Annotated in this window: 12 protein-coding genes; 10 read left to right on the top strand and 2 right to left on the bottom strand. The window is 60.0% G+C overall.

Annotated elements, in window-relative coordinates; all coding sequences use genetic code 11:
* Nucleotides 1-33 precede the first annotated feature (33 nt).
* Entirely contained in the window at nt 34-1,431 is a 1,398-nt protein-coding gene (locus tag V9K67_RS17765; protein ID WP_336724720.1) for an aminopeptidase P family protein, read from the bottom strand.
* 174 nt (nt 1,432-1,605) lie between these two features.
* Between V9K67_RS17765 and V9K67_RS17760 the strand changes: the two genes are divergently transcribed.
* The 10 genes from V9K67_RS17760 to V9K67_RS17715 all read left to right on the top strand — a co-directional run bounded on the left by V9K67_RS17760 (nt 1,606) and on the right by V9K67_RS17715 (nt 19,095).
* Nucleotides 1,606-2,544: a dihydrodipicolinate synthase family protein gene (locus V9K67_RS17760; RefSeq protein WP_336724718.1), complete on the top strand. Its 939-nt coding sequence runs from the start codon at nt 1,606-1,608 to the stop codon at nt 2,542-2,544.
* Nucleotides 2,545-2,593: 49 nt separating this feature from the next.
* Entirely contained in the window at nt 2,594-3,838 is a 1,245-nt protein-coding gene (locus tag V9K67_RS17755) for an NAD(P)/FAD-dependent oxidoreductase (protein ID WP_336724715.1), read from the top strand.
* A 29-nt stretch (nt 3,839-3,867) separates the two neighbouring features.
* Nucleotides 3,868-4,047: a hypothetical protein gene (locus V9K67_RS17750; RefSeq protein WP_336724712.1), complete on the top strand. Its 180-nt coding sequence runs from the start codon at nt 3,868-3,870 to the stop codon at nt 4,045-4,047.
* A gap of 48 nt (nt 4,048-4,095) precedes the next feature.
* On the top strand, nt 4,096-6,879 hold the full coding sequence (locus V9K67_RS17745) for a DUF5695 domain-containing protein (protein WP_336724709.1): 2,784 nt from the start codon (nt 4,096-4,098) through the stop codon (nt 6,877-6,879).
* Between the two features lie 665 nt (nt 6,880-7,544).
* Nucleotides 7,545-10,694 (top strand): SusC/RagA family TonB-linked outer membrane protein, encoded by a 3,150-nt coding sequence (locus V9K67_RS17740; RefSeq protein WP_336724706.1) that lies wholly within the window; start codon nt 7,545-7,547, stop codon nt 10,692-10,694.
* Nucleotides 10,695-10,733: 39 nt separating this feature from the next.
* Nucleotides 10,734-12,221, top strand: a complete 1,488-nt coding sequence (locus tag V9K67_RS17735) for a RagB/SusD family nutrient uptake outer membrane protein (protein WP_336724703.1) — start codon at nt 10,734-10,736, stop codon at nt 12,219-12,221.
* Between the two features lie 20 nt (nt 12,222-12,241).
* Nucleotides 12,242-12,907 (top strand): hypothetical protein, encoded by a 666-nt coding sequence (locus tag V9K67_RS17730; RefSeq protein WP_336724700.1) that lies wholly within the window; start codon nt 12,242-12,244, stop codon nt 12,905-12,907.
* A gap of 35 nt (nt 12,908-12,942) precedes the next feature.
* Nucleotides 12,943-13,902, top strand: coding sequence for a hypothetical protein (locus V9K67_RS17725; RefSeq protein WP_336724697.1), 960 nt, complete (start codon nt 12,943-12,945; stop codon nt 13,900-13,902).
* 174 nt (nt 13,903-14,076) lie between these two features.
* Nucleotides 14,077-16,485 carry a glycoside hydrolase family 127 protein gene (locus tag V9K67_RS17720; protein ID WP_336724694.1) on the top strand — a complete coding sequence of 803 codons (2,409 nt, stop codon included), beginning with the start codon at nt 14,077-14,079 and terminating at the stop codon, nt 16,483-16,485.
* Between the two features lie 18 nt (nt 16,486-16,503).
* Nucleotides 16,504-19,095, top strand: a complete 2,592-nt coding sequence (locus V9K67_RS17715) for an alpha-L-arabinofuranosidase C-terminal domain-containing protein (RefSeq protein ID WP_336724691.1) — start codon at nt 16,504-16,506, stop codon at nt 19,093-19,095.
* Between the two features lie 258 nt (nt 19,096-19,353).
* Here the strand turns inward: V9K67_RS17715 and V9K67_RS17710 are convergent, their stop codons facing one another.
* The gene (locus tag V9K67_RS17710) at nt 19,354-20,832 is read right to left on the bottom strand and encodes an APC family permease (RefSeq protein WP_336724689.1); all 1,479 of its coding nucleotides are present in this window, start codon (nt 20,830-20,832) and stop codon (nt 19,354-19,356) included.
* Between the last annotated feature and the right edge of the window lie 37 nt (nt 20,833-20,869).

Genomic DNA, 20,869 nt, shown 5'->3' with positions numbered 1-20,869 from the left:
GTCCGTTGATTCCTGAAAATAATTGCTATTCCTTTAAAACGCCAGGGACCTTGTTTCTTCTACTTCCTCAATGGTGGTAGGCAACGGTGGTCCCAGCAGCTGCGCACCCGCTTCCGTGACCAGGAAGTTGTCCTCGATGCGGATGCCCGTAAAATTCCGGTAGGCTTCCACCTCCTGGTAATCTATAAACGCTGCGAATTTGTTTTCCGACTTCCACAGGTCGATCAGGAAGGGGTTGAAGTAAAGGCCCGGCTCCACGGTCAGCACAAAGCCCGGTTGCAGCTTTCGGCCCAGCCGCAGGGATTTCAGGCCGAAAAGGCTTTTTTCCTTTTGAAGGGTTTCGTCGTAACCCACATACTGTTCGCCCAGGTTCTCCATGTCGTGCACGTCCATGCCCATCATATGGCCGGTGCCGCATTGAAAGAACAGGGCGTGGGCGCCCGCCGCCACCGCTTCGTCCACATCGCCTTTCATGAGGCCCAGCTCTTTCAGCCCGTGGGCCAGCGTCCGGCAGGCGGTGAAGTGGATGTCCAGGTAGGGCGTGCCGGGCTTCAGGGCGCCGGCGGCCGTGTCCAGGGCCTTCCGTACTATTTCATAAAGGGTTTTTTGACGGTCCGTAAACCGGGGGCCTGCCGGGAAGGTGCGGGTCAGGTCGCCGCAATAGCCCAAGGGCGTTTCGGCGCCGCAGTCGTTCAGCACCAGTTGGCCCTCCTGCAGCCGGTTTTCCCGCGAATGGTTGTGCAGAATATGGCCGTTGACGGTCAGGATGGTGGGGTAGGCGAGGTTGCCGCCGGCGCGTTGGGCCACCTGCTGTACGGCCGCAGCCAGCTCCGCTTCGCTCATGCCCGGCCGGGCGGTCCGCATCGCCAGCAGCTGCATCTCCGCTGATATAGCGACCGCTTTTTCGATCTCCTCCACCTCCGCGGCGCTTTTGATCGCCCGTTGCTGCACCACGGCCCGGATAAAGGCGTTTGATGCCTTTTCCACCGCGGTGGCCGGGTCGATGCCCAGCCAGCGAAACAGCTTTACCCCGTGTTCGGCCCGGTAGGGGGGCAGGAAGTGGATGGGCCGGCCCTGTGCCCTTGCCCGCTGCAGGAAGGAGGGGAGGTCGGCCGCAGGCGAAATATCCGTTATGCCCCCTTTCAGCGCCCGTTCCCGCAGCGTTTCGGTCCGGCCCGTCCACACCAGGTCGTCGATGCCCGCCTCGTCGCCGAACAAAATTTCACGGCCTTCCTCCAGGTCGATGAGGGCGGCGACCGAAGGAACGTTGATGCCGAAATAATACAGGAAACTGCTGTCCTGCCGGAAGGGGTAGGTGTTGTGCTCGTAGTTCATGGGGCTTTCCTCGTTGCCAATAAATAACAACAGGCCCTGGTCCATCTGTTGCCGGAGCACGGCCCTTCGTTGCTGGTACGTTTGCGTGTCGAACATATCCGGGGGTTTGGTAGTATTTGGGAAAAAATGAAGGTAGAAAAACAGGGTCGATTTCCGGTGGCCCGGGAGCAAAGGGGTGAAAATCGGTAAACAATGCATTAATCCCGGAAAACCGGGGCCGGGCTGCCCGGGCTACTTTTGGGGCATTGTCAACCAAGCAAAAATATTTTTATGAATACCGTTTCCTGGCAGGGCGTTTATCCTGCCGTCCTGACTCCCTTTCTGGCCGACGACTCCATTGATTACGCACTCTTCCGGACCAATATCCTCGAACAGCTGGACGCCGGCGTGGACGGCATCATCCTGGGCGGCTCGCTGGGCGAGGCCAGCACCCTGGACAACGAAGAAAAGAAGTCCCTCCTTATCTACACCAAAGAGCTGGTGCAGGGAAAGGTGCCGGTGGTGATGAACATTGCCGAACAAACCACGAAAGGCGCTATACTGGCGGCCCGCGAAGCGGCGGAAGCCGGCGCCGACGGCCTGATGCTGCTGCCCCCCATGCGCTACAAGGCCGATGACCGCGAAACCGTGGCCTTCTTCCGGGCGGTGGCCGAAAGCACGCACCTGCCCATCATGATCTACAACAACCCCGTGGACTATAAAATTATGGTGACCCTGGACATGTTCGAAGAGCTGGCCGACCTGCCCAACATCCAGGCGGTGAAAGAATCCACCCGCGACGTCTCCAATGTAACGAGGATGATCAACCGCTTCGGCAGCCGCTACCGCATCCTCTGCGGCGTGGACCCGCTGGCCATGGAAAGCCTGTGCATGGGCGCCGACGGCTGGGTGGCCGGGCTGGTGGATGCCTTCCCCCGCGAAACCGTGGCCATCTACCGCCTGGTGAAGGCGGGCCGCTATGCCGAGGCGCTGGTCCTCTACCGCTGGTTCCTGCCGGTGCTGGAGCTGGATATCCATCCCAAGCTGGTCCAATACATCAAGCTGGCCGCCACCCTTACCGGCATCGGCTCCGAAGACGTGCGGGCGCCGCGGCTGGTGATCGGGGGCGACGAGCGCCGGGAGGTCCTGGCCATCCTGGAAACGGCCTTGGCCAACCGGCCGGAACTGGGAGACTACCTCCAACTGCAACCGGAGGCTATGCGGGCCTGAGGGAAACGATTGCCTGCCCAAATGGATATCACCTAAAAATCTGTAGCATATGAAAGCGGTAATCATCGGGGGCGGCATCATCGGACTGAGCTCCGCCTACTACCTGAAAAAAAGCGGCTGGGACGTGGTCGTGATGGACAAGACCGACATGCGGGACAGCTGCTCCTACGGCAACCTGGGCATGATCGTGCCCAGCCATTTTGTGCCCCTGGCGGCGCCGGGCATGGTGGCCCAGGGCGTGCGGTGGATGCTCAATAAGAAAAGTCCCTTCTATGTAAAGCCTTCCCTGAACCGCGACCTGCTGTCCTGGGGGCTGAAGTTCGTGAAAAGCGCCACCCCGGCCTCCGTGGAGCGGGCCGCTCCCTACCTGCTGCAGCTGAATACCTACAGCAAGGCCCTGTACGAAACCCTGGCGCAGGAGCCGGGCTTCGACTTCGCCCTGGAGCAGAAAGGTATTTTAATGTATTACAAAACCGAAAAGGTAGGGGAGGAGGAGCTGCACCTGGCGGAAAAGGCCCGGGCTATGGGCCTGGATGCCGTGCACCTCGATCAGCAGCAGGTGCAGGCGCTGGAGCCCGGAACGGAGCTCGATATCCTGGGCGCCGTACATTACCGCTGCGACGCCCACCTGTATCCCAATAAGCTGATGCCGCAGCTGATGGCCGCCCTGGAAACCGCCGGCGTGGTGTTCCGACCGAACAGCGCCGTGGAGCGGGTAGTGATCGAAGGCAAAACCATAAAAAAGGTGGTCACCGCTGCCGGCGAGGAAGCCGCCGACCTGGTGGTCATGGCCGGCGGGTCGTGGCTGCCGCGGCTGGCGCAGATGGCCGGCCTCCACCTGCCGCTGATGCCGGGAAAAGGGTATTCGTTCACCAGCGAAGAGCCCCGCCTGCGGCTGAACGTGCCGGCCATCCTGTGCGAGGCGCGGGTGGCCATCACCCCCATGAACGGGCACATGCGCGTAGGCGGCACCATGGAGATCGCCCCGGTCAACGACCAGGTGAACATGAACCGGGTGGAGGGGATCGTTCATTCCATCCCCCGCTATTTTCCCGGCCTGCAGCTGCCATTGCCCCGGAAGCGGGACGTGTGGTACGGCTTCCGGCCCTGCTCCCCCGACGGCCTGCCCTACCTGGGGCGGTCGCAAAAGATCGCCAACCTGCTGGTGGCCGGCGGCCATGCCATGATGGGGCTGAGCCTGGGGCCCGCCTCCGGCAGGGTCATCGCCGACCTGGCCAACGGCCGCGAGCCCCAGGTGGCGATCGGCGCCTTTGCCCCCGAACGCTTTTCCTAAAAGCATTGACGAACGAAATTGAATGGACCATGCCACAGACTTTCTTTTCCCTTGTGCTGCTGCAATGGCTGCTGATCGTGGGCGTTGTTGCGGTCTTTTTCCACTTGATCCATAAATGGATGAACCGGCATTACGACGTCCGCGAGGAGCAGAATGCCTTGCTGAAAGAAGCGCTGGACCTGCTGAAACAAAAATTTCCCGACAGGTAATTTTTGGGACAAGCAGGAGGCGCCTGCCGTTCCTTCTAAATACATCGCATGAAACGAATTCCCTTATGGTGCTTCCTGGCCTGTTTGCAGGCTGCCCCGGCCGCACAGGGACTGTGCGCCCAGGATAGCGGGCAGCAGCTGTTTTCGAACGCCGCCTTCACCCTCCGGGCCGAACGGCACGGCATCGGGGAATTGTTCCGTACCGGCGACGTGCACCCCACCAACTACATCCGCGCCGGAAAACTTTTTGGCGAACTCACGGTGCGGTATACCCACCAGCGGCGGCTCGATTCGGTCAGCGCCGCGGAAGGAGGCACCACGGTATCGCAGCCCGGCCAGGCGCCAGCCAAATGGAAACCTGTGGCCGCTTCCGTCAAACCGCTGCACCTGTCGCAGTCCTTTTCCCTGGACGGCGGCTCCCTGACCTGGAAGATCCGCCTGCAGAATACCTCCGCCCACCCCCTGAGGGTGGAGGATTTCGTCCTGCCCTTTTTTTACAATGCGGGCGGCGGCGAAAACCCTTTTGAGATCTTCGAGCAGCGGGTGGTAAAGCACCACTTCATCTCGGGACACAACTCCTTTATCTTCTGGCAGCGCCCCACCGGCCTGGGGCCCTACCTGGTGCTGACGCCCCTGCCGGGCACTTCTTTGGAATACTTTGCCACCGGCCGGGACCGGGCCTTCCAGGCTTATGTTCATTCGGCCCTGACCGGCAACAAAGAACTCCGGGGCAGTTGGCGCCAGCCGCACACTTCCCTGGCCCTGGCGCCGGGAGCGGACACCACCTACGGCTTTACCTTCCGCTGGGCAAGGGATTACAACGGCGTCCGCGATATCCTGGCAGCGGAGGGGCTGATCGACGTACAGGTGATGCCGGGCATGAGCCTGCCCCGCGACCTGGAAGCCACCATCGCCCTGCGCACCCGCCACCGCATCGACGCCGTCCGGGCCGAATTTTCTCCGGACACCCGCATCACGTATGCGGGCAAAAACCAACAGGGCGCCCACCTCTATAAACTGAAATTTTCCCGCCTGGGCGAAAACCAGCTGACCATCCGCTACGGCGGGCAGTACCGGACGACCCTCGAGTTTTTCATCACCGAGCCCCTGGAAACCCTTTTTAAGAAAAGAGCCTCCTTTATCGTCAACCGCCTGCAGTTTAAAGATACCGCCCAATGGTACGACGGCCTGTTCGGTCCCTACGACATGAAAAATGCCGCCCTCCGCGGCCCCGACAATGCCGATTATTTCGATACCAGCCGCCTGTCGTACCTGCTTACCTGCGATGATCCCGGCCTGTGCAAAGCGCCCTTCGTGGCGGCGAAGAACGTGGTATACCCCGATGCCAGAGAGATCGCGGCCCTGGAGTACTATGCCGAACATTTTGTCTGGGGTGGCCTGCAGCGCACCGACAAGGAGCAGCCCTACCCCTACGGGGTGTACGGCACCCCCAACTGGCTGGTGAACCGCGATACCGCGGCCCGGAAACGGAACACCAATGACCCGAACCGCGAAAAAATGCACGTGTGGCGGTCGTACGACTACCCGCACATCCTGATGCTGTATTTCCACCTGTACCAGGTCGCCAGCCTGTATCCCGGCAGCACCCACTACCTGGACCGCAAGGGCTACCTGGAGCGGGCCCGGGAAACGGCCAAAGCGTATTTCCGCTATCCCTACGAGATCCTGCCCTGGTACGAAACCTACAAATGGGGCTGCTACAACGAGCTGCTGATCGTGGACCTGGTGGAGGAGCTGAAGAAGGAAGGCTTTTCGGAAGACGCCGCCTGGCTGACCGCCGAATGGGAAAAGAAGGTAAAATACTTTTTGTACGACGATCCTTATCCCTTCCGCTCGGAATACGCCATCGATGCCACCGCCTTCGAATCATCGCATGCCCTGGCCCGTTATGCCCTGGGGCACCGGCTGCAGCCCGACAGCAACCTCTGGTTCGACAAGAACCTGAACCGCTGGTATTCCCATCCCGTAGTACGCCCCGAAGATGCGGAACGGTTTATGGAGCGGCAGCTGCAGGCCAACCTGGCCCTGCGGGGCGTGCTGGAGCCGGCTTATTATTTCCTGGGCAGCGATTTCCGGGGCCGCAGCGACCAGTACACCCTCAGCTACATGTCGCAGATGGGCGGCTGGGCTATTTTGGATTATGCCCTGCATTTCAGCAAAGCGCCGGCCGACTACATCCGCCTGGGCTACCAGTCCTACCTCAGTTCCTTTGCCCTCATTAATTCCGGTACGGCCCAGACCAATTACGGCTACTGGTACCCGGGAATTGAGAACGACGGCGCCGCGGGCTGGGCCTTCGAGCCGCAGAAATTTGCCCACACCTGGATTCAGAAGCCGCAGGGCCGCGGCCCCTGGTTTTACGACGGGGAGATCGACCTGGGCTTTGGCGGCGCCACCCGCATGGCCGCCACGGTGGTAACCCTGGACCCGGTTTTCGGCCTTGTCGCCTACGGCGGCGACCTGCGGCAACAAGGAAACACCCTGGCCGTAACGCCCAGGGACGGCCTGCGCCGTAGACTCTACTACCGCAACGGCCCGGCCCAATTTGACCTGGAACTGGACCGCGACGGCCTGGCCCGCGACCGCGAGCTGCTGTTCACGCCTTCCGAAGGCAAGCTGCAGTTTACCCTCGAAAACCGCACTTCAGATGCCCATACCGTGCACCTGTCCCTTCGTGGCTTATCGGGCGCCTTTACACTGCTGGTCAACGGCAAGCCGGTACGCCCACTACGCCTGAACGGCGAGCAAACGGTGGTCCCTGTTGCATTGGACAAAAGGCCTCTGGCAAATATTGTTTTCCGGAAGCATTGATGCGGTGGTGCGTTATTGCCCGTTTTTTAATTATAAGCTCAAAGAGTTTTTGAACGTAAAGGAAGCCTAAAAGGCTTCACTGTGAATAGCCCCGGGTGCCAACCCGGGGGATACGTGCGATTGGAGGACGCAACCCCATCAGGGGTTGATTGTGTCCTGATCGATTAACAGCAATTTTCAACCCTGAAGGATCCTCTGAAATGCCTTCCTAATCCCGACTTTTCTGTTTGTTGTGGGTCCCACAATCAACCCCTCCAGGGTTGTGCCCTTTGCGGCACCTTTCCCCCGGGTTGGCACCCGGGGCTATTCACAGTGAAGCCTTTCAGGCTTCTTTTTCCCTGCTTGCCTATCATTCCATTCTTTCCGTCCCTTCATTCCGCAGCATGTTAATATCGGTCAACCTTCAGTTAATATCGTTGCCCGGCGCCCCCGGGACTCCGGTGTATTTTTAATCTGTGAAAATTATGTGAAGGGTTGCAGGCGTAACATTCATTTCATCATTCCTGCTGCCACTCCTGTGCACCACGGGCGGACGATTGTTGCCGGTAAAGGGCGTCCGTGCTGCATGATAATTCCTCCCGGCAAATGCCGGAACAGCGCTCCCCCGACCTCCCATATGAAGCTTCCCGGCCATCAACCGCTATCGATAAATCAAACCATTCTGTATGACGTCTACCAAAAGAACCTCCCGGTATGGGCAGCTATTGCTCCTGTTGCTGCTGGTCAGTTCGGTCGCCTTTTCCCAGGCGATCATCAAGGGAACTGTCCAAAACATAAAAGATAATGCGCCCCTGCCCGGCGCCTCCGTCAGTGTCAAGGGAACGTCCACCGCCGTCGTCACGGATGCGGGCGGCAACTTCTCCGTGGAGGCCGACCCCGCTAAGGCCACGCTGGTGGTGTCCAACGTAGGCTTCGTGCCGCAGGAGTTCCGCCTCAATGGCAAAACCTTCCTGTCCGTCTTCCTGTCCGTAGAGGACAAGGCCATGAGCGACGTGGTCGTCATCGGCTACCAGGACGTGCAGCGCCGCAAGACCACGGCGGCCGTGTCCACCGTCAAGGGAAAGGACATTGAGAACATCCCGTACCCCACCTTCGACCAGATGCTGCAGGGGCGCGTGGCGGGCCTGACCGTGCTGTCGGTTTCCGGCGAACCCGGGGCCAACAACATCGTCAACATCCGCGGTACCACCAGCGTGGTGGAGAACGGCGTCAGCTCGCCGCTCTACGTCATCGACGGCATCGTGTTCGACGTGACCGACATGCCCTCCACCTACGGCAACAGCAACCCCCTTTCCTCCATCAACCCCAATGACATCGAAAGCATCGACGTGCTGAAGGACGCCTCCGCCTCGGCCATCTACGGCGCCCGCGCCGCCAACGGGGTTATTTTAGTAAAGACCAAGCGGCCCAAGTCGGGCAAGCCCGAATTCAGGGTATCGTCTTATTTCGGAAAATCCGACCGCCCGGCGCTGAAACCCATCGTGGTGGGGGCGGCGGAACGGCGCATGAAAATGGCCCTGCTGCAGCAGGGGGGTAATTACAGCACGGTGGCCAGTGGGGCCCTGAGTCCTTTTTTGACCGACAGCCTCAACCCCGCCTTTAACAACCGCACCGACTGGCAGGGCCTGTTCCTGCACTCGGCCAACCTTTCCAAGATGGACGCCAGCGTGTCGGGCAACGAGGAAAAATACGGCTACCGCCTGGCGGTCGGCCGCACGGCCGAAGAAGGCGTGATGAAAGGCTACGGCTTCCAGAGCATGACGCCCCGCCTGTTCCTGATGCTGAAGCCCGCGAAAAATGTGACCCTGACCAACAACCTGTATATGAGCTTTGTCAAAAGCCAGCACGGCCGGGGCGACGGGGCCCGCTACCCCTTCTCGGCCTGGGGCTTCCCGTCCTCCTTCTGGAACCTGTCCGAACAGGACATACAGGCCTATATCGGCAGCTACGACAACATCCGCGACGACGACCGCAGCAATACCCTCAACGGCAACACCAAGCTGGAAGTGGCCCTGCTGCCCGGCCTGAGCATCGCCAGCCAGCTCTCCTACAACATGATCAACAACCGCCGCGACTGGCTGTACGACCAGGCGGTGAACCCCTCCGGCCGCACCCAGGCCATCAACATCGTCAACAGCGCCCGCCGCTGGGAACTGGAAAATTATTTGAGCTATTACAAAACCCTCGGCAAGGACCACAACCTCAACCTGCTGCTGGGACAGGGCGCCGAGGAACAGGTGAACCACGATACCTATGTGTCTGGGACCGGCATCCCCCTGAGCGCCATCAAAACCGTACAGGGCGTGGCCCCGGGCAGCGACCTGTACGCCACCTCGGGTACGTCGGAGCGCAGCCGCCTGTCGCTCTTCGGCCGCGCCTCCTATAACTACAAGAACCGCTACATGCTCGACCTGAACTACCGCCGCGACGCCTCCTCGCGCTACGGCAGGGACAACCGCTGGGGCTCCTTCCCGGCCGTGTCCGCCGGCTGGATCGTGTCGGACGAAAAGTTCTTCCAGCCCTTCAACCGCGCCGTTTCCTTCCTGAAGTTCCGCGGCAGCTACGGCATCACCGGCGTGGATCCCGGCAGCTACTACGCCCAGTACATCAACCTCACCACCGATGCCGGCTACTATAATTCGACGCTGGGCCTGGGCGCTTCCGGCCAGATGACCACCTACAACGGCACCACCGTGGCGTATCCGAACTACTACGCCGCGGCGGCGGCCCGCGAGATCTCCTGGGAGCGCAGCCCGCAGGCCAACCTGGGGATGGACCTGAACCTGCTGCGCGACCGCGTGGCCATCACCGCCGACTGGTATGTGCGCGACTCGAAGGACAAGATCTTCGACGTGACCGTGCCCACCACCACCGGCTACAGCACCGTTTCCAACAACTTCGTGAGCCTGCGCAATACCGGCCTGGAGTTCAACATCACCACCACCAACCGGACGCCCCGCTCCAAGCTGCAGTGGAGCACCAACTTCAACGTGGCCTACAACCAGAACTACGTGACCCGCCTGCCCAACGGGGGCCGCGACTTCTACTACGGCCCGCCCTGGATGCGCCGCTCCCTCTCCATCGGCCAACCGCTGTTCAGCTTCCAGGTGTGGCAGGTCGACGGCATCTACGCCAGCGACAAGGAAGTGCCGGTAGACCCGCTGACCGCCCAGCGGATGCGCTGGGGCAGCGCCACGGGCCCCTTCTTCGGCGCCGGCGACCCCGCCCGCCGCGACATGAACGGCGACTACATCATCAACGACCTCGACCGGGTGACCCTGGGCAACCCCAACCCCGATATCACCGGCGGCATCAGCAACACCCTCTCGTATAAAGGCTTTTCGGTGTCGGTGCTCTGCACCTTCATCTCCGGCCGCAAGCTGTGGAACGGCTACCTGTCCGACAAAATGCAGGATGCCGGCACCAACAACCCCTACGCCGTCTGGGGACCCAACAGCGGACCGGCCTCCGACTTCAAGGACGCCCGCTTCTGGCAGCAGGTAGGCGACGACGCCCAGTACCCGGCCCTGATCACCAATTCCGTCGACAAATGGCACATCGCCCAGTCGTTCTACGTGGAGGACGCCTCCTTCTTCCGCCTGAAGACCGTCAACCTGGGGTACGCCCTGCCGCAGCCCCTGGTGAAGCGCCTGAAGCTGAAGAACCTCCGGTTCTACGGCGTGCTCGACAACCTGCTGGTGCTGTCCCGGGCCACCGTGCCCGATCCCGAGGCCGTGGAGGCAAACGGCTATTCTTCCGGCAACGACTACCCGATCCCCAAAAAGATGACCCTGGGCCTGGAGCTGAGTTTCTAAATCCTATCACCACCTATTACTGGAATCAAACTGACCACCATGAAAAAATTTTTTCTGATTTGTGCCGGCCTGCTGTCGCTGCTGTCCCTGGCGTCCTGCAGCAAGTTCCTCGACAAGGAACCCCTCAGCGCCGCCACCGATGAAAATTTCTGGAAAACCGAAAGCGAGGGCAACAGCGCCGTTGCCGGCGGCTATGCCCTGTTGCGCAAGGCCCTGAACGACGGCGTGGCCTTTTATGCCTACGGCGATTTTCCCACCGATGAATTCCTGCCCGACCTGGGGCAGTGGGAGTACGGCCCCATCACCCGCCTGGAGTGGAACCAGTCCATCTCCTATGCCGAAACCGGGCGCGTGCTGATGAAACTGCGCCGCTACGACAATTTTTACCGCGTCATCGACCAGGCCAACCGCTGCATCGCCTACCTGCCAAAAATCCCGCTGGAAAAATTCACCTCCTCCAATGCGGCGGCGGCCCGTGAAAAGCTGGTAGGGGAGGCCTACTTCCTCCGGGCTTTTTCCTACTTCTACATGGCCCGGGTATGGGGCGGCGTGCCCCTGGTGCTGCAGACCAACACCGACTTTGCCAATGCCGTCCACCTGCCCCGCAACACCGAAGCCCAGGTGCTGGCGCAGGCCAAAAGCGATATCGCCGAAGCCCTGAAGCGCCTGCAGTGGGGCGTCAGCACCACCGGCGAACGGGCGGTGCGGGCCAACAAGGGAGCCGCCTTCGCCCTGCTGGCTCACCTGGAAGCCTGGAAGGGCGATTATGCCGCCAGCGCCCTGGCCGCCGACTCCGTGCTGCAAAAGGGCGGCTACCAGTACGTGGCCCGCAGCAGCTACGGCACTATTTTCAAGGGGCAATCCTCCGAAGGCATTTTCGAGATTTCTCAGAACACGTCTAACGAAGGGGTAAGCGCCAGCGGCTACAGCATCGCGGGGCTTACCCTGCGGTCGCCCTACCTGGGTATAGGCATCACGGTGCCCACCCTGCCCCTGGACGAAAGCACCCTTTGGCCTAAATACGCCGATTCGGCCGTGGACCTGAGGGTGAAAAACGGGTTCGCCTTCTTTCAAAGCACCGAGCCCATTTGCACTAAGTACGCCAATATCGTGTATACCGGTTCCAACCAGTCGGGACCCGTGGCGCAGAACAACATGGTGGTCTTCCGCCTTTCGGACCTGGCGCTGCTGAAAGCCGAGGCCCTGGCCGCCACCGGCCAGTTCGGCGAAGCCCGCAACCTGCTCAACGGCATCCGCGCCCTGGCCCAGGCGCCGGCTTATACCGGTGCCGACAGCGGCCTGTTCGAGTACATCATCGACGAGCGGGGGCGGGAGCTGTTTCTCGAAGGCCACCGCTTTTACGACCTCGTGCGGCTGGGCCGGGCCAAGGGTATTTTGAAATTCGGCGGCAACCGCATGACCTCCGCCCAGTTCCAGGAGCAGAAATACTACTGGCCCCTGGAGCCCTACCTGATGACCCTGAACCCCCTGCTGACCCAAACCGATTACTGGAAAACCAGAATGTAAACCGCCAAAACCCTCCCGTTATGAACAACTTAATCAAAGGGCTGAAAGCCCTATTACTACCGCTCTTCCTGCTGGCGACCTCCTGCAAGAAGTCGGAATACCTGACCGATGAAGGCGTGCACAGCGCCGCCACCCCGCTGTCCACCTACGATTACCTGAAAGGGCATTCCTGGCAATCCTTCGACTCGCTGGTGGCCATCATCGACCATTACGGGCTGAAGGACGAAGTGAACGGGGCCAAGACGTTTTTTGCGCCCACCGATTATTCCATCAACCGCTTCTTTGCCCTGAAGAAAGCCGCCCGCGACGAGAACAACCCCTATACGATGGATACGTTGTACAAGGAAATATCCGCGGATTCGATCCGCCAGTACCTTTTTGGTGAAAAGCTCACGCTGGCGGGTGCCTCCGAGGTGCCTGCGGCCCTGCCCACCCTGGGGCATACCCAGGCCTCGGTGGTGAAGATCCGCCAAACCGACGCCGCTTACTACCAGTGGGCCGGTACCCCGGTGTACCAGCTGTATTATACGCGGGTGCGGGGCGCCCTCGACGATCCGAATGCACCGGTGGATCCCAATAATCCCGACCGCGATACGCGGGTGCTCTGCCAGACCACCGGTATCGAAACGGCCTCGGGCACCACCCTGCACGTCCTGGTCAATACACACGTCTTCGTGCGGTTTTAAACTGTCGTTCCTTCTTCATTTCAAAAACGTTTTCCATGAAACGCAATACACTCTTCCTTTCCCTTTTGGCGGCCATGGCGCTGTCGGCCGGCTGCAAAAAGTCCGTGGAAGGATTTTTAAGCGATACCATTTTTTACCGGGCCAATCCCTTCCGGGCGCCCATCGGCCAGGTAGCTTATTCCGCCCCGCTGGAAGTGGACGGCTCCACCTCCCCGCTGTCGGTAAAGCTGCTGGCCATCCGCGACAAGGCCACCGGCAAGATCGCCGACAACATGCTGGCCGAGCAGGACGTGACCACCTTTACCGGCGAGGTCACCTGGCAGGACTCCACCCTGGCCCTGCTCCAGAAAAAGATCACCACCAGCAAGAAAAAGCCCTTTTACGTCAATCCCGTGGGCGGGCGGCTGGAGCTGACGCCGGCCACCACCGGCGTGGGAGCGGGCAATTATACCATCGACCTGGAAGTAAGCAATGTCCGCGGCACCCGCGTGCTGCACGACGTTTGCGAGATCCAGCTGCAAAGCAGCGGGGCGCCCTACGAGCTGCAGTACCAGGCCTGGTCGGCCTCCGACGACAACGGCGTCTTTACCACGCCCCCCGGCGCCTACAGCGTGTCGGTGGACCGGGTGCCTTCCGGGCCCAACAAGATCATCCTGAAGTTCGTGGACAGGAACGGCAGCATATTCAACCCCAAAGGAGGGGAGGTGATCAACCGCGGCGACCGGCCAACCCTAAAAAACTGGGATCCTTATTTTCCCGAAGAAGCCACCGATACCGCGCTGGTATATCCATATCCCAATGTGCCCCAGTTTCCCATCTTCCAGGAAACGATGATGGGATCGGCAAAATGGACCGGCTTTATCTGCTATTACCGCATTCCCGCCCGGTTCACGGATATCAACCGCCACCTGAACCCGGTCTTTACCATCAAGTACAACCTGCCCGGCACCTACATCGTTACGGCCCGGATGGGCGATGTGGTCAAAAAATCCTGATACGTTCCGTTGTTCATTACGCCAAAAAGCCCCACCGCCATGGGGCTTTTTTTTATGGGCCAAACAAGTTAAAATAGGGCAACAGGGTGCTAAAATGCTTCCGCCCTCCCGGCCCGGGGCGGGCTACTTTTAGCCGGTCGTTCCCATTTATTTCACTTTACCTATTTCCTACTTATGCGCAACAGTACCATAGCGCGGGGACTGGCCTTCGCCCTTGTTTCCGTGTTTTCCGTCCAGGGCCCTTCCGTGGCCCAGAAAAGGGATTATCCCATCCAGCCCGTAGATTTTACCCGGGTGCACGTACACGATCATTTCTGGCAACCCAAGATGGAGCTGAATGCGGGGGTGACCATCCCGTATGTGCTGGAAAAATGCCGGGAGACCGGCCGCATCGACAACTTCCTGCGGGCGGCTCACCGCCTTCCCGGCGACAAGCTGACCGAATACACTTTTGATGACACCGACCTGTACAAAGTGATCGAGGGCGCCTCCTACGCTCTCCAGGTAAAACCCGACCCGCAGCTGGAACAATACCTCGACTCGCTGATCGCCATCATTGCCGCCGCCCAGGAGCCGGACGGCTACCTCTATACCTTCCGCACCGTTAAAGCCGCCCAGCCCCACGGCTGGATCGGGGGGCGCCGCTGGGAAAAGGAAGAGGATTTAAGCCACGAGCTGTATAATTCCGGCCACCTGTTCGAGGCTGCCGTAGCCCACCACAAGGCTACCGGCAAAAAGAATTTTTTGGACATCGCCATCAAAAACGCCGACCTGCTGGTAAAGGATTTCGGCTGGGGCAAAGAAGAAAAATATCCCGGCCACCAGATCGTGGAGCTGGGCCTGGCCAAAATGTACCGGGCCACCGGCAAAAAAGAATACCTCGACCTGGCCAAGTTTTTCCTGGATGTGCGCGGGCCCAAAGGCAGCGACTACCACCAGGGGCATAAACGGGTGGTGGACCAGCACGAAGCCGTCGGCCACGCGGTACGGGCCACCTACATGTACACCGGCATGGCCGACATCGCCGCCCTCACCGGCGACGAAAGTTATTTGAAGGCCATCGACGCCATCTGGGGCGACGTAGCCGGCACGAAGCTCTATATCACGGGCGGTATCGGTGCCACCGGCGCCGGCGAAGCCTTTGGCAAACCCTACCAGCTGCCCAACATGTCGGCCTATGCCGAAACCTGCGCCGCCATTGCCAACGTGTACTGGAACCAGCGGATGTTCCTGCTGCACGGCGACGCCCAATACATCGACGTGCTGGAGCGCACCCTGTACAACGGCCTGCTGTCGGGGTTGTCGTTGAGCGGCAACCGGTTCTTTTACCCCAACCCGCTGGCGTCCATGGGGCAGCACCAGCGCAGCGCCTGGTTTGGCTGCGCCTGCTGCATCTCCAACATGACCCGCTTTCTGCCCTCGGTTCCCGGCTATGTATATGCGCAAAATAAAAACAACCTCTATGTCAACCTGTATATGGGCAGCGCCGGCACCATCCTGCTGCCCGGTGGCGAGGTAAGGGTCACCCAGTCCACCCACTATCCCTGGGACGGGCAGGTGGCGCTGCAGCTGGAACCCGCCAAAAGCGGCACCTTTGCCCTGCACCTGCGGATCCCCGGCTGGGCGCAGCAGGCGCCCGTTCCCGGCAGCCTGTATCGCTACATGGACGCGGCAAAAACGCCCGTAAAAATTACCGTCAACGGCAAGCCGGCAGCCTATGCGCTGCAAAAAGGCTATGCCGTGCTGAACCGCAAATGGAAAAAAGGCGACCAGGTAAGCCTGGAGCTGCCCATGGAGGCACGCAAAGTAGTAGCGCATGAAAACGTAAAAGATGATGCCGGCCGCTTTGCCCTGCAGCGCGGCCCTATCGTGTACTGCCTGGAAGGGCCCGACAATAAGGACAGCCTGGTACAGAACATCCTGGTGGCCAAAGATGCGCCGGTGCAGGCAGCCTTTCGCGAAAGCTTTATGAACGGGGTAACGGTGCTGACCACCCGGGGCTCCAGCGCCAAGCGCCAGCTGCATACCGACGCTCTTTTAAAGACCGAGCAGGAGGTGACCGCCATTCCTTACTACACCTGGGCCAACCGGGGAGCCAATGAAATGATGGTGTGGATCCCTTACGAGGAGTCCGCCGCCAAGCCGAAGCCGGCGCCCACCATTGCCGCCACCAGCAAGGTGACGTCCTCTTCGCCCAATGCCCGCGCCAACATGGGTGTGAACGACCAGGTGGAGCCCCTGAACTCGGCCGACCAGAACAACACCTACCAGCACTGGTGGCCGAAGAGCAACACGAAGGAATGGATGCAGTACGATTTTGCCCGGGAGCAGACCGTTTCCCAGGCGCAGGTGTACTGGTACGACGACGCCCCCTTCGGCGGCTGCCGCCTGCCGTCCTCCTGGAGAATTCTTTATAAAAAAGACGGTGCCTGGGTGCCCGTAACCCCCACCACTTCCTACGAGATCGCCAAAGACAAATTCAACTCCGTCTCCTTCGAGCCCGTCAAGACCACCGCCCTCCGCCTGGAAGTGCAGCTGCCCGAAAAGCATTCCGCCGGCGTGCACGAATGGGTAGTGAAGTAGGTATAAAACATTTTCCCGATGAAAAAAATAACTTCTTTGGCTGCTGCCTGCCTGCTGTCCTTTGCCGCGGCGCACAGCCAGCAACAAGCCACCATCACCATCGATGCCGGCCAGCTGGGCGCCCGGGTGGAACCTTCGCTCCACGGCATCTTTTTCGAAGAGATCAGCCATGGCGGCGAAGGCGGCCTGTATGCCGAACTCATTCAGAACCGCGGCTTCGAGGAGTCGCGCCTTCCCCTGGCCGTTGCCCACCAGGACGGCTTTATCGTGCCCCACCGCACCCCGCATTTTTCCCTGCCCGGCGGCAAGGCTACCGACTGGAAAATGGAGTGGGACCAAAAGAGCCCCTGGCCCGCCTGGTCGCTGCAAACGGGAGGCAGTGCCGATATACACCTGGCGCTGACGCAGGAAAGACCCCTCCATCAGGCAACGCCCAATTCCCTCAAAATAACCCTCAATCGCCTGGACGCCAACGGCAAGAACAACCTGGTGAATGAAGGGTTCTGGGGGATTAATACCGTAAAAGGAGAGACCTACAACCTTGCCTTTTATGCCCGCACCGCAGGCTACAAAGGCCCGCTGACCGCCTCTTTGCAGTCGGCCGATGGCACCGTGCTGGCCACTTACCGCTTTCCTTCGGTGGCCGGCGCCGGCTGGAAAAAGTTTTCCTGTGCGCTCACGGCCGCCCAAAGCGATCCCAAAGCAAAGTTCGTCCTGAACTTCGGCAGCACCGGCACCGTCTGGCTGGACCATGTGTCGCTCTTTCCCGCCAAAACCTTTAAGAACCGGCCCAACGGCCTGCGGGCCGACCTGGCCCAGTACCTGGCCGACCTGAAGCCCGCCTTTGTACGCTGGCCCGGCGGCTGCTTTGTCGAAGGCATCAACATCGAGAACGCACCCAACTGGAAGCGCAGCCTGGGACCGGTGGAACAGCGCCCCGGTACTTACAGTCCCTGGGGCTACTGGTCCAGCGACGGTTTCGGCTACCACGAGTTCCTGCAATTTTGCGAGGACATCCAGGCCGATGCCCTCTACGTATTCAATGCCGGCGTTTCCTGCGACTTCCGCAGCGGCACCTTCATCCCCGACGAAGGCGTGGATTCCATCATCCGCGATGTGCTGGACGGGCTGGAATATGCCCTGGGACCCGTTTCTTCCAAATGGGGAAAGCTAAGGGCCGCCAACGGCCACCCAAAACCCTTTCCGCTGAAATACGTGGAGGTGGGCAACGAGCAGGTAGGACCCCGCTATGCCCGCCGCTACAACTGGTTCTATGACGCCATCAAAAAGAAATACCCCCAGGTAAAGATCATCGCCAGCATGGGCATCGCCGATGTGAACCGCCACACCCTCGACAGCATGAAGGCGGTGGAGATCGCCGACGAACATGCCTACAAAGCAGCCTGGTGGTCGATGCGCAACGACGATCATTTCGACAAGTACCAACGGGGCAACTGGGAGATGTATGTGGGCGAATACGCCACCAATGCCGGTGTGGGCCGGGGCAATATGCTGGCCGCCCTGAGCGATGCGGTCTACATCATGGCCATGGAGCGCAACGGCGATCTGGTGAAAATGTCGAGCTATGCGCCCCTGCTGGTCAATGTGAACGATGTGGACTGGCCGGTAAACCTGATCAACTTTGACGCTTCCCGCAGCTTCGGCCGCATTTCCTATTACACTATCCAGCTATTCAACCGGCACCGGGCCGACCGCAACCTGTCCACCTCGATCCAATTTGCTCCTGTCACCCGTCAGGCACCGCTTTATGCCGGCGGCATCGGCCTGGCCACCTGGGATACCGATGCGGAATTCAAGGACGTGCAGGTGCTGGAGAACGGCAACGAAGTGTACCGAAGCGATTTCGCCCAACGGCCGGAGGAATGGAAAGGAGTGCGGGGTCACTGGAAGGCCACGGACAGCAGCTTTGCCCAGGCGGGACCCGGCGCCCAGCGCTTTGCCCGGCTGCAGGGAAAAAGCTTTGGCGCCTACACCCTGAAGCTGAAAGCCCGCAAAACCTCCGACGCCACCAATGCCTTTATCATTCCCTTTGCCGTAAAGGACGACGGCACCATGATGCGGGCGCATATCGGCTCGTATGTCAATAGCCATTGCGTTTTTGAATCGGTAACTAGAGGCATGGAGGTGGCCGACCTGGTTTCCCAGAAGCGGTTGCCGGCGCCCATCGTAAAGGGCCGGTGGTACGATATTACTTTGGAGGTAGGATACGACAAGGTGGACTGCTACCTGGATGGCCAACTGCTTATGAGCTATTCCGAACCTCCAAAGTTTTTTTCCCTGGCCGGCAGGGACGAAAAGACCGGCGACATTATTTTGAAGATGGTGAATGCCGCCGCCGAACCCTTCACCGCGGATCTGCAGTTTGAAGGCGTGCAGCCTGCTGCATCGGCAGTCCTGTCCACCCTTTCCGCCGAATCGCCGGAAGCGGAGAACTCCATGGCCGAGCCGCTAAAATACGTCCCCCGCCAGGAAACGATTTCCGGCATCACTCGCAGCGGGGCGCAGGTGGAACTGAAGCCGTATTCCATCTCCGTACTGCGGCTGAAAGACCCTTCCTGGAAGGGCGTAGCAAAGGCAATAGCAAAATAGTCGGGGTATATTTTTCAGGTGTTTATTTTAAAAAAGCAGGAAGGGGGAGCGATCCCCCTTTTCCTGTTTCGCCTGGCGTAAAACCTCTCCCCCGCCACGCTGCAAGCGTGGCGGGGGAGAGGTTTTACGCCGGCCTAAATAAAATCAGTTACGAAACATTTTGAGAACATATCTAAAGGCTAGAGACGGTGGAGGTCAAAAAAAGGTGCCGTTGGAACAACGGCACCTTTATGCTGTAAGACAGGTTCATTTTATACTTCAGGCTTCCTCGTTTTTTACTTCGTACTTCGTTTCGGGGACTTCATACTTCGTACCGCTTACCTCGTACTTCGTACCTCTTTTTTTCGCCAGCGCCAGGTAATAAATAGGGATGCCTAACAACGTTATGATGAGGCCGGGCCAGGTGAATTTGGGCTTGTAGGCGATCAGCAGGCCGCAGAAGGCCAGTCCCATAACAATGTACAAAAGGGGCAGCACCGGGTAGCCGAAGGCTTTATAGGGGCGGTGGGCGTCGGGACGTTTTTTGCGGAGGATGAAGATGCCCGCAATGGTCAGCATGTAAAAGCCCACCACCACGAAGGAGATCATGTCCAGCAGGTCGCCGTAGCGGCCGCTCAGGCACCAGGCGCCGGCAAACAGGCATTGCAGCCAGAGGGCGTGTTCCGGTACCGCATTTTTATTCAGCGAACCTACTTTTTTGAAGAACAGGCCGTCCTTCGCCATCGTATAATACACCCGGGCGCCGGCCAGGATAATGCCGTTGTTGCAGCCGAAGGTGGAGATCATGATCATCAGGGCGATGGTGATGGTGCCGGCAGTGCCGAAGATACCCTGGGCGGCGGTTACGGCCACGCGGTCCTTGTCGGCGGAGGCGATCTCCTGCAGCGGCAGTATGCCTGCATACACCAGGTTGGTGGCCACGTAAATAAGCGTAACCAGCAGGGTGCCCAGGAACAGGCTGAGGCCGACGTTGCGCCTCGGATTTTTGACCTCGCCGGCAATAAAGGTGACGTTGTTCCACGAGTCGCTGCTGAAGATCGAGCCCACCATAGCGGCGGCAATAGCGCCCAGGGACGCCAGGGTGGTGTACGAAATAGTGGAGCCGTCGGGGTTCAGCCGGTGCATGTCCCAGGCGTGCGCCCAGTTGGCCTGCCATACCTCGGGTTTTAAGGAAAGCAGTCCGAAGAGGATCAGTCCGAAGAGGCTCAGGAGCTTGGTGAGGGTGAACACGGTTTGAATCAGCTTGCCGCTTTTGATGCCGCGGGTATTAATGTAGGTAAGCAGGGTGATCACCGCCAGCGACAGCAGCTGCGCCGGCGATACCGTCAGAAATCCCAGGTCCAGGGCCACGAGGTCTTCGCTGAGGGCGGGCACCAGGTAGGCGGTGAATTTGGCGAAGGCCACGCCGACGGCGGCGATGGTGGCGGTTTGGATGACGGCGAAAAAGCTCCAGCCGTAAAGAAAGCCGATCAAAGGGTTGTAGGCTTCCTTCAGGTATACATATTGTCCGCCGGCCTGGGGAAACAGGGCGCTGAGTTCGCCGTAGCTGAGGGCGGCGGTAAGGGTCATCAGCCCGGTGATCAGCCAGACGACCAGCAGCCAGCCGGCGCTGCCGGTATTGCGGGTGATGTCGGCGCTGACGATAAAGATGCCGGAGCCGATCATGGAGCCGGCCACGATCATGGTGGCGTCGAGCAGGCGAAGCGAGGGCTTGAAGGTGGGGGTATTTTTTTCCATGCAGTATATGGTTTCTTATAGGTGATGAAGTTAGTTA

Origin of the sequence: Huijunlia imazamoxiresistens (assembly GCF_037132455.1) — a bacterium.
Lineage (GTDB): Bacteria > Bacteroidota > Bacteroidia > Chitinophagales > Chitinophagaceae > Flavisolibacter > Flavisolibacter imazamoxiresistens.
This window is presented reverse-complemented; position numbering and strand designations above follow the sequence as displayed.

Bases quoted from the DNA above. Each gene is read 5' to 3' on its own strand.
- V9K67_RS17765 (WP_336724720.1), bottom strand. From the start codon at position 1,431: ATGTTCGACACGCAAACGTACCAGCAACGAAGGGCCGTGCTCCGGCAA.
- V9K67_RS17760 (WP_336724718.1), top strand. From the start codon at position 1,606: ATGAATACCGTTTCCTGGCAGGGCGTTTATCCTGCCGTCCTGACTCCC.
- V9K67_RS17755 (WP_336724715.1), top strand. From the start codon at position 2,594: ATGAAAGCGGTAATCATCGGGGGCGGCATCATCGGACTGAGCTCCGCC.
- V9K67_RS17750 (WP_336724712.1), top strand. From the start codon at position 3,868: ATGCCACAGACTTTCTTTTCCCTTGTGCTGCTGCAATGGCTGCTGATC.
- V9K67_RS17745 (WP_336724709.1), top strand. From the start codon at position 4,096: ATGAAACGAATTCCCTTATGGTGCTTCCTGGCCTGTTTGCAGGCTGCC.
- V9K67_RS17740 (WP_336724706.1), top strand. From the start codon at position 7,545: ATGACGTCTACCAAAAGAACCTCCCGGTATGGGCAGCTATTGCTCCTG.
- V9K67_RS17735 (WP_336724703.1), top strand. From the start codon at position 10,734: ATGAAAAAATTTTTTCTGATTTGTGCCGGCCTGCTGTCGCTGCTGTCC.
- V9K67_RS17730 (WP_336724700.1), top strand. From the start codon at position 12,242: ATGAACAACTTAATCAAAGGGCTGAAAGCCCTATTACTACCGCTCTTC.
- V9K67_RS17725 (WP_336724697.1), top strand. From the start codon at position 12,943: ATGAAACGCAATACACTCTTCCTTTCCCTTTTGGCGGCCATGGCGCTG.
- V9K67_RS17720 (WP_336724694.1), top strand. From the start codon at position 14,077: ATGCGCAACAGTACCATAGCGCGGGGACTGGCCTTCGCCCTTGTTTCC.
- V9K67_RS17715 (WP_336724691.1), top strand. From the start codon at position 16,504: ATGAAAAAAATAACTTCTTTGGCTGCTGCCTGCCTGCTGTCCTTTGCC.
- V9K67_RS17710 (WP_336724689.1), bottom strand. From the start codon at position 20,832: ATGGAAAAAAATACCCCCACCTTCAAGCCCTCGCTTCGCCTGCTCGAC.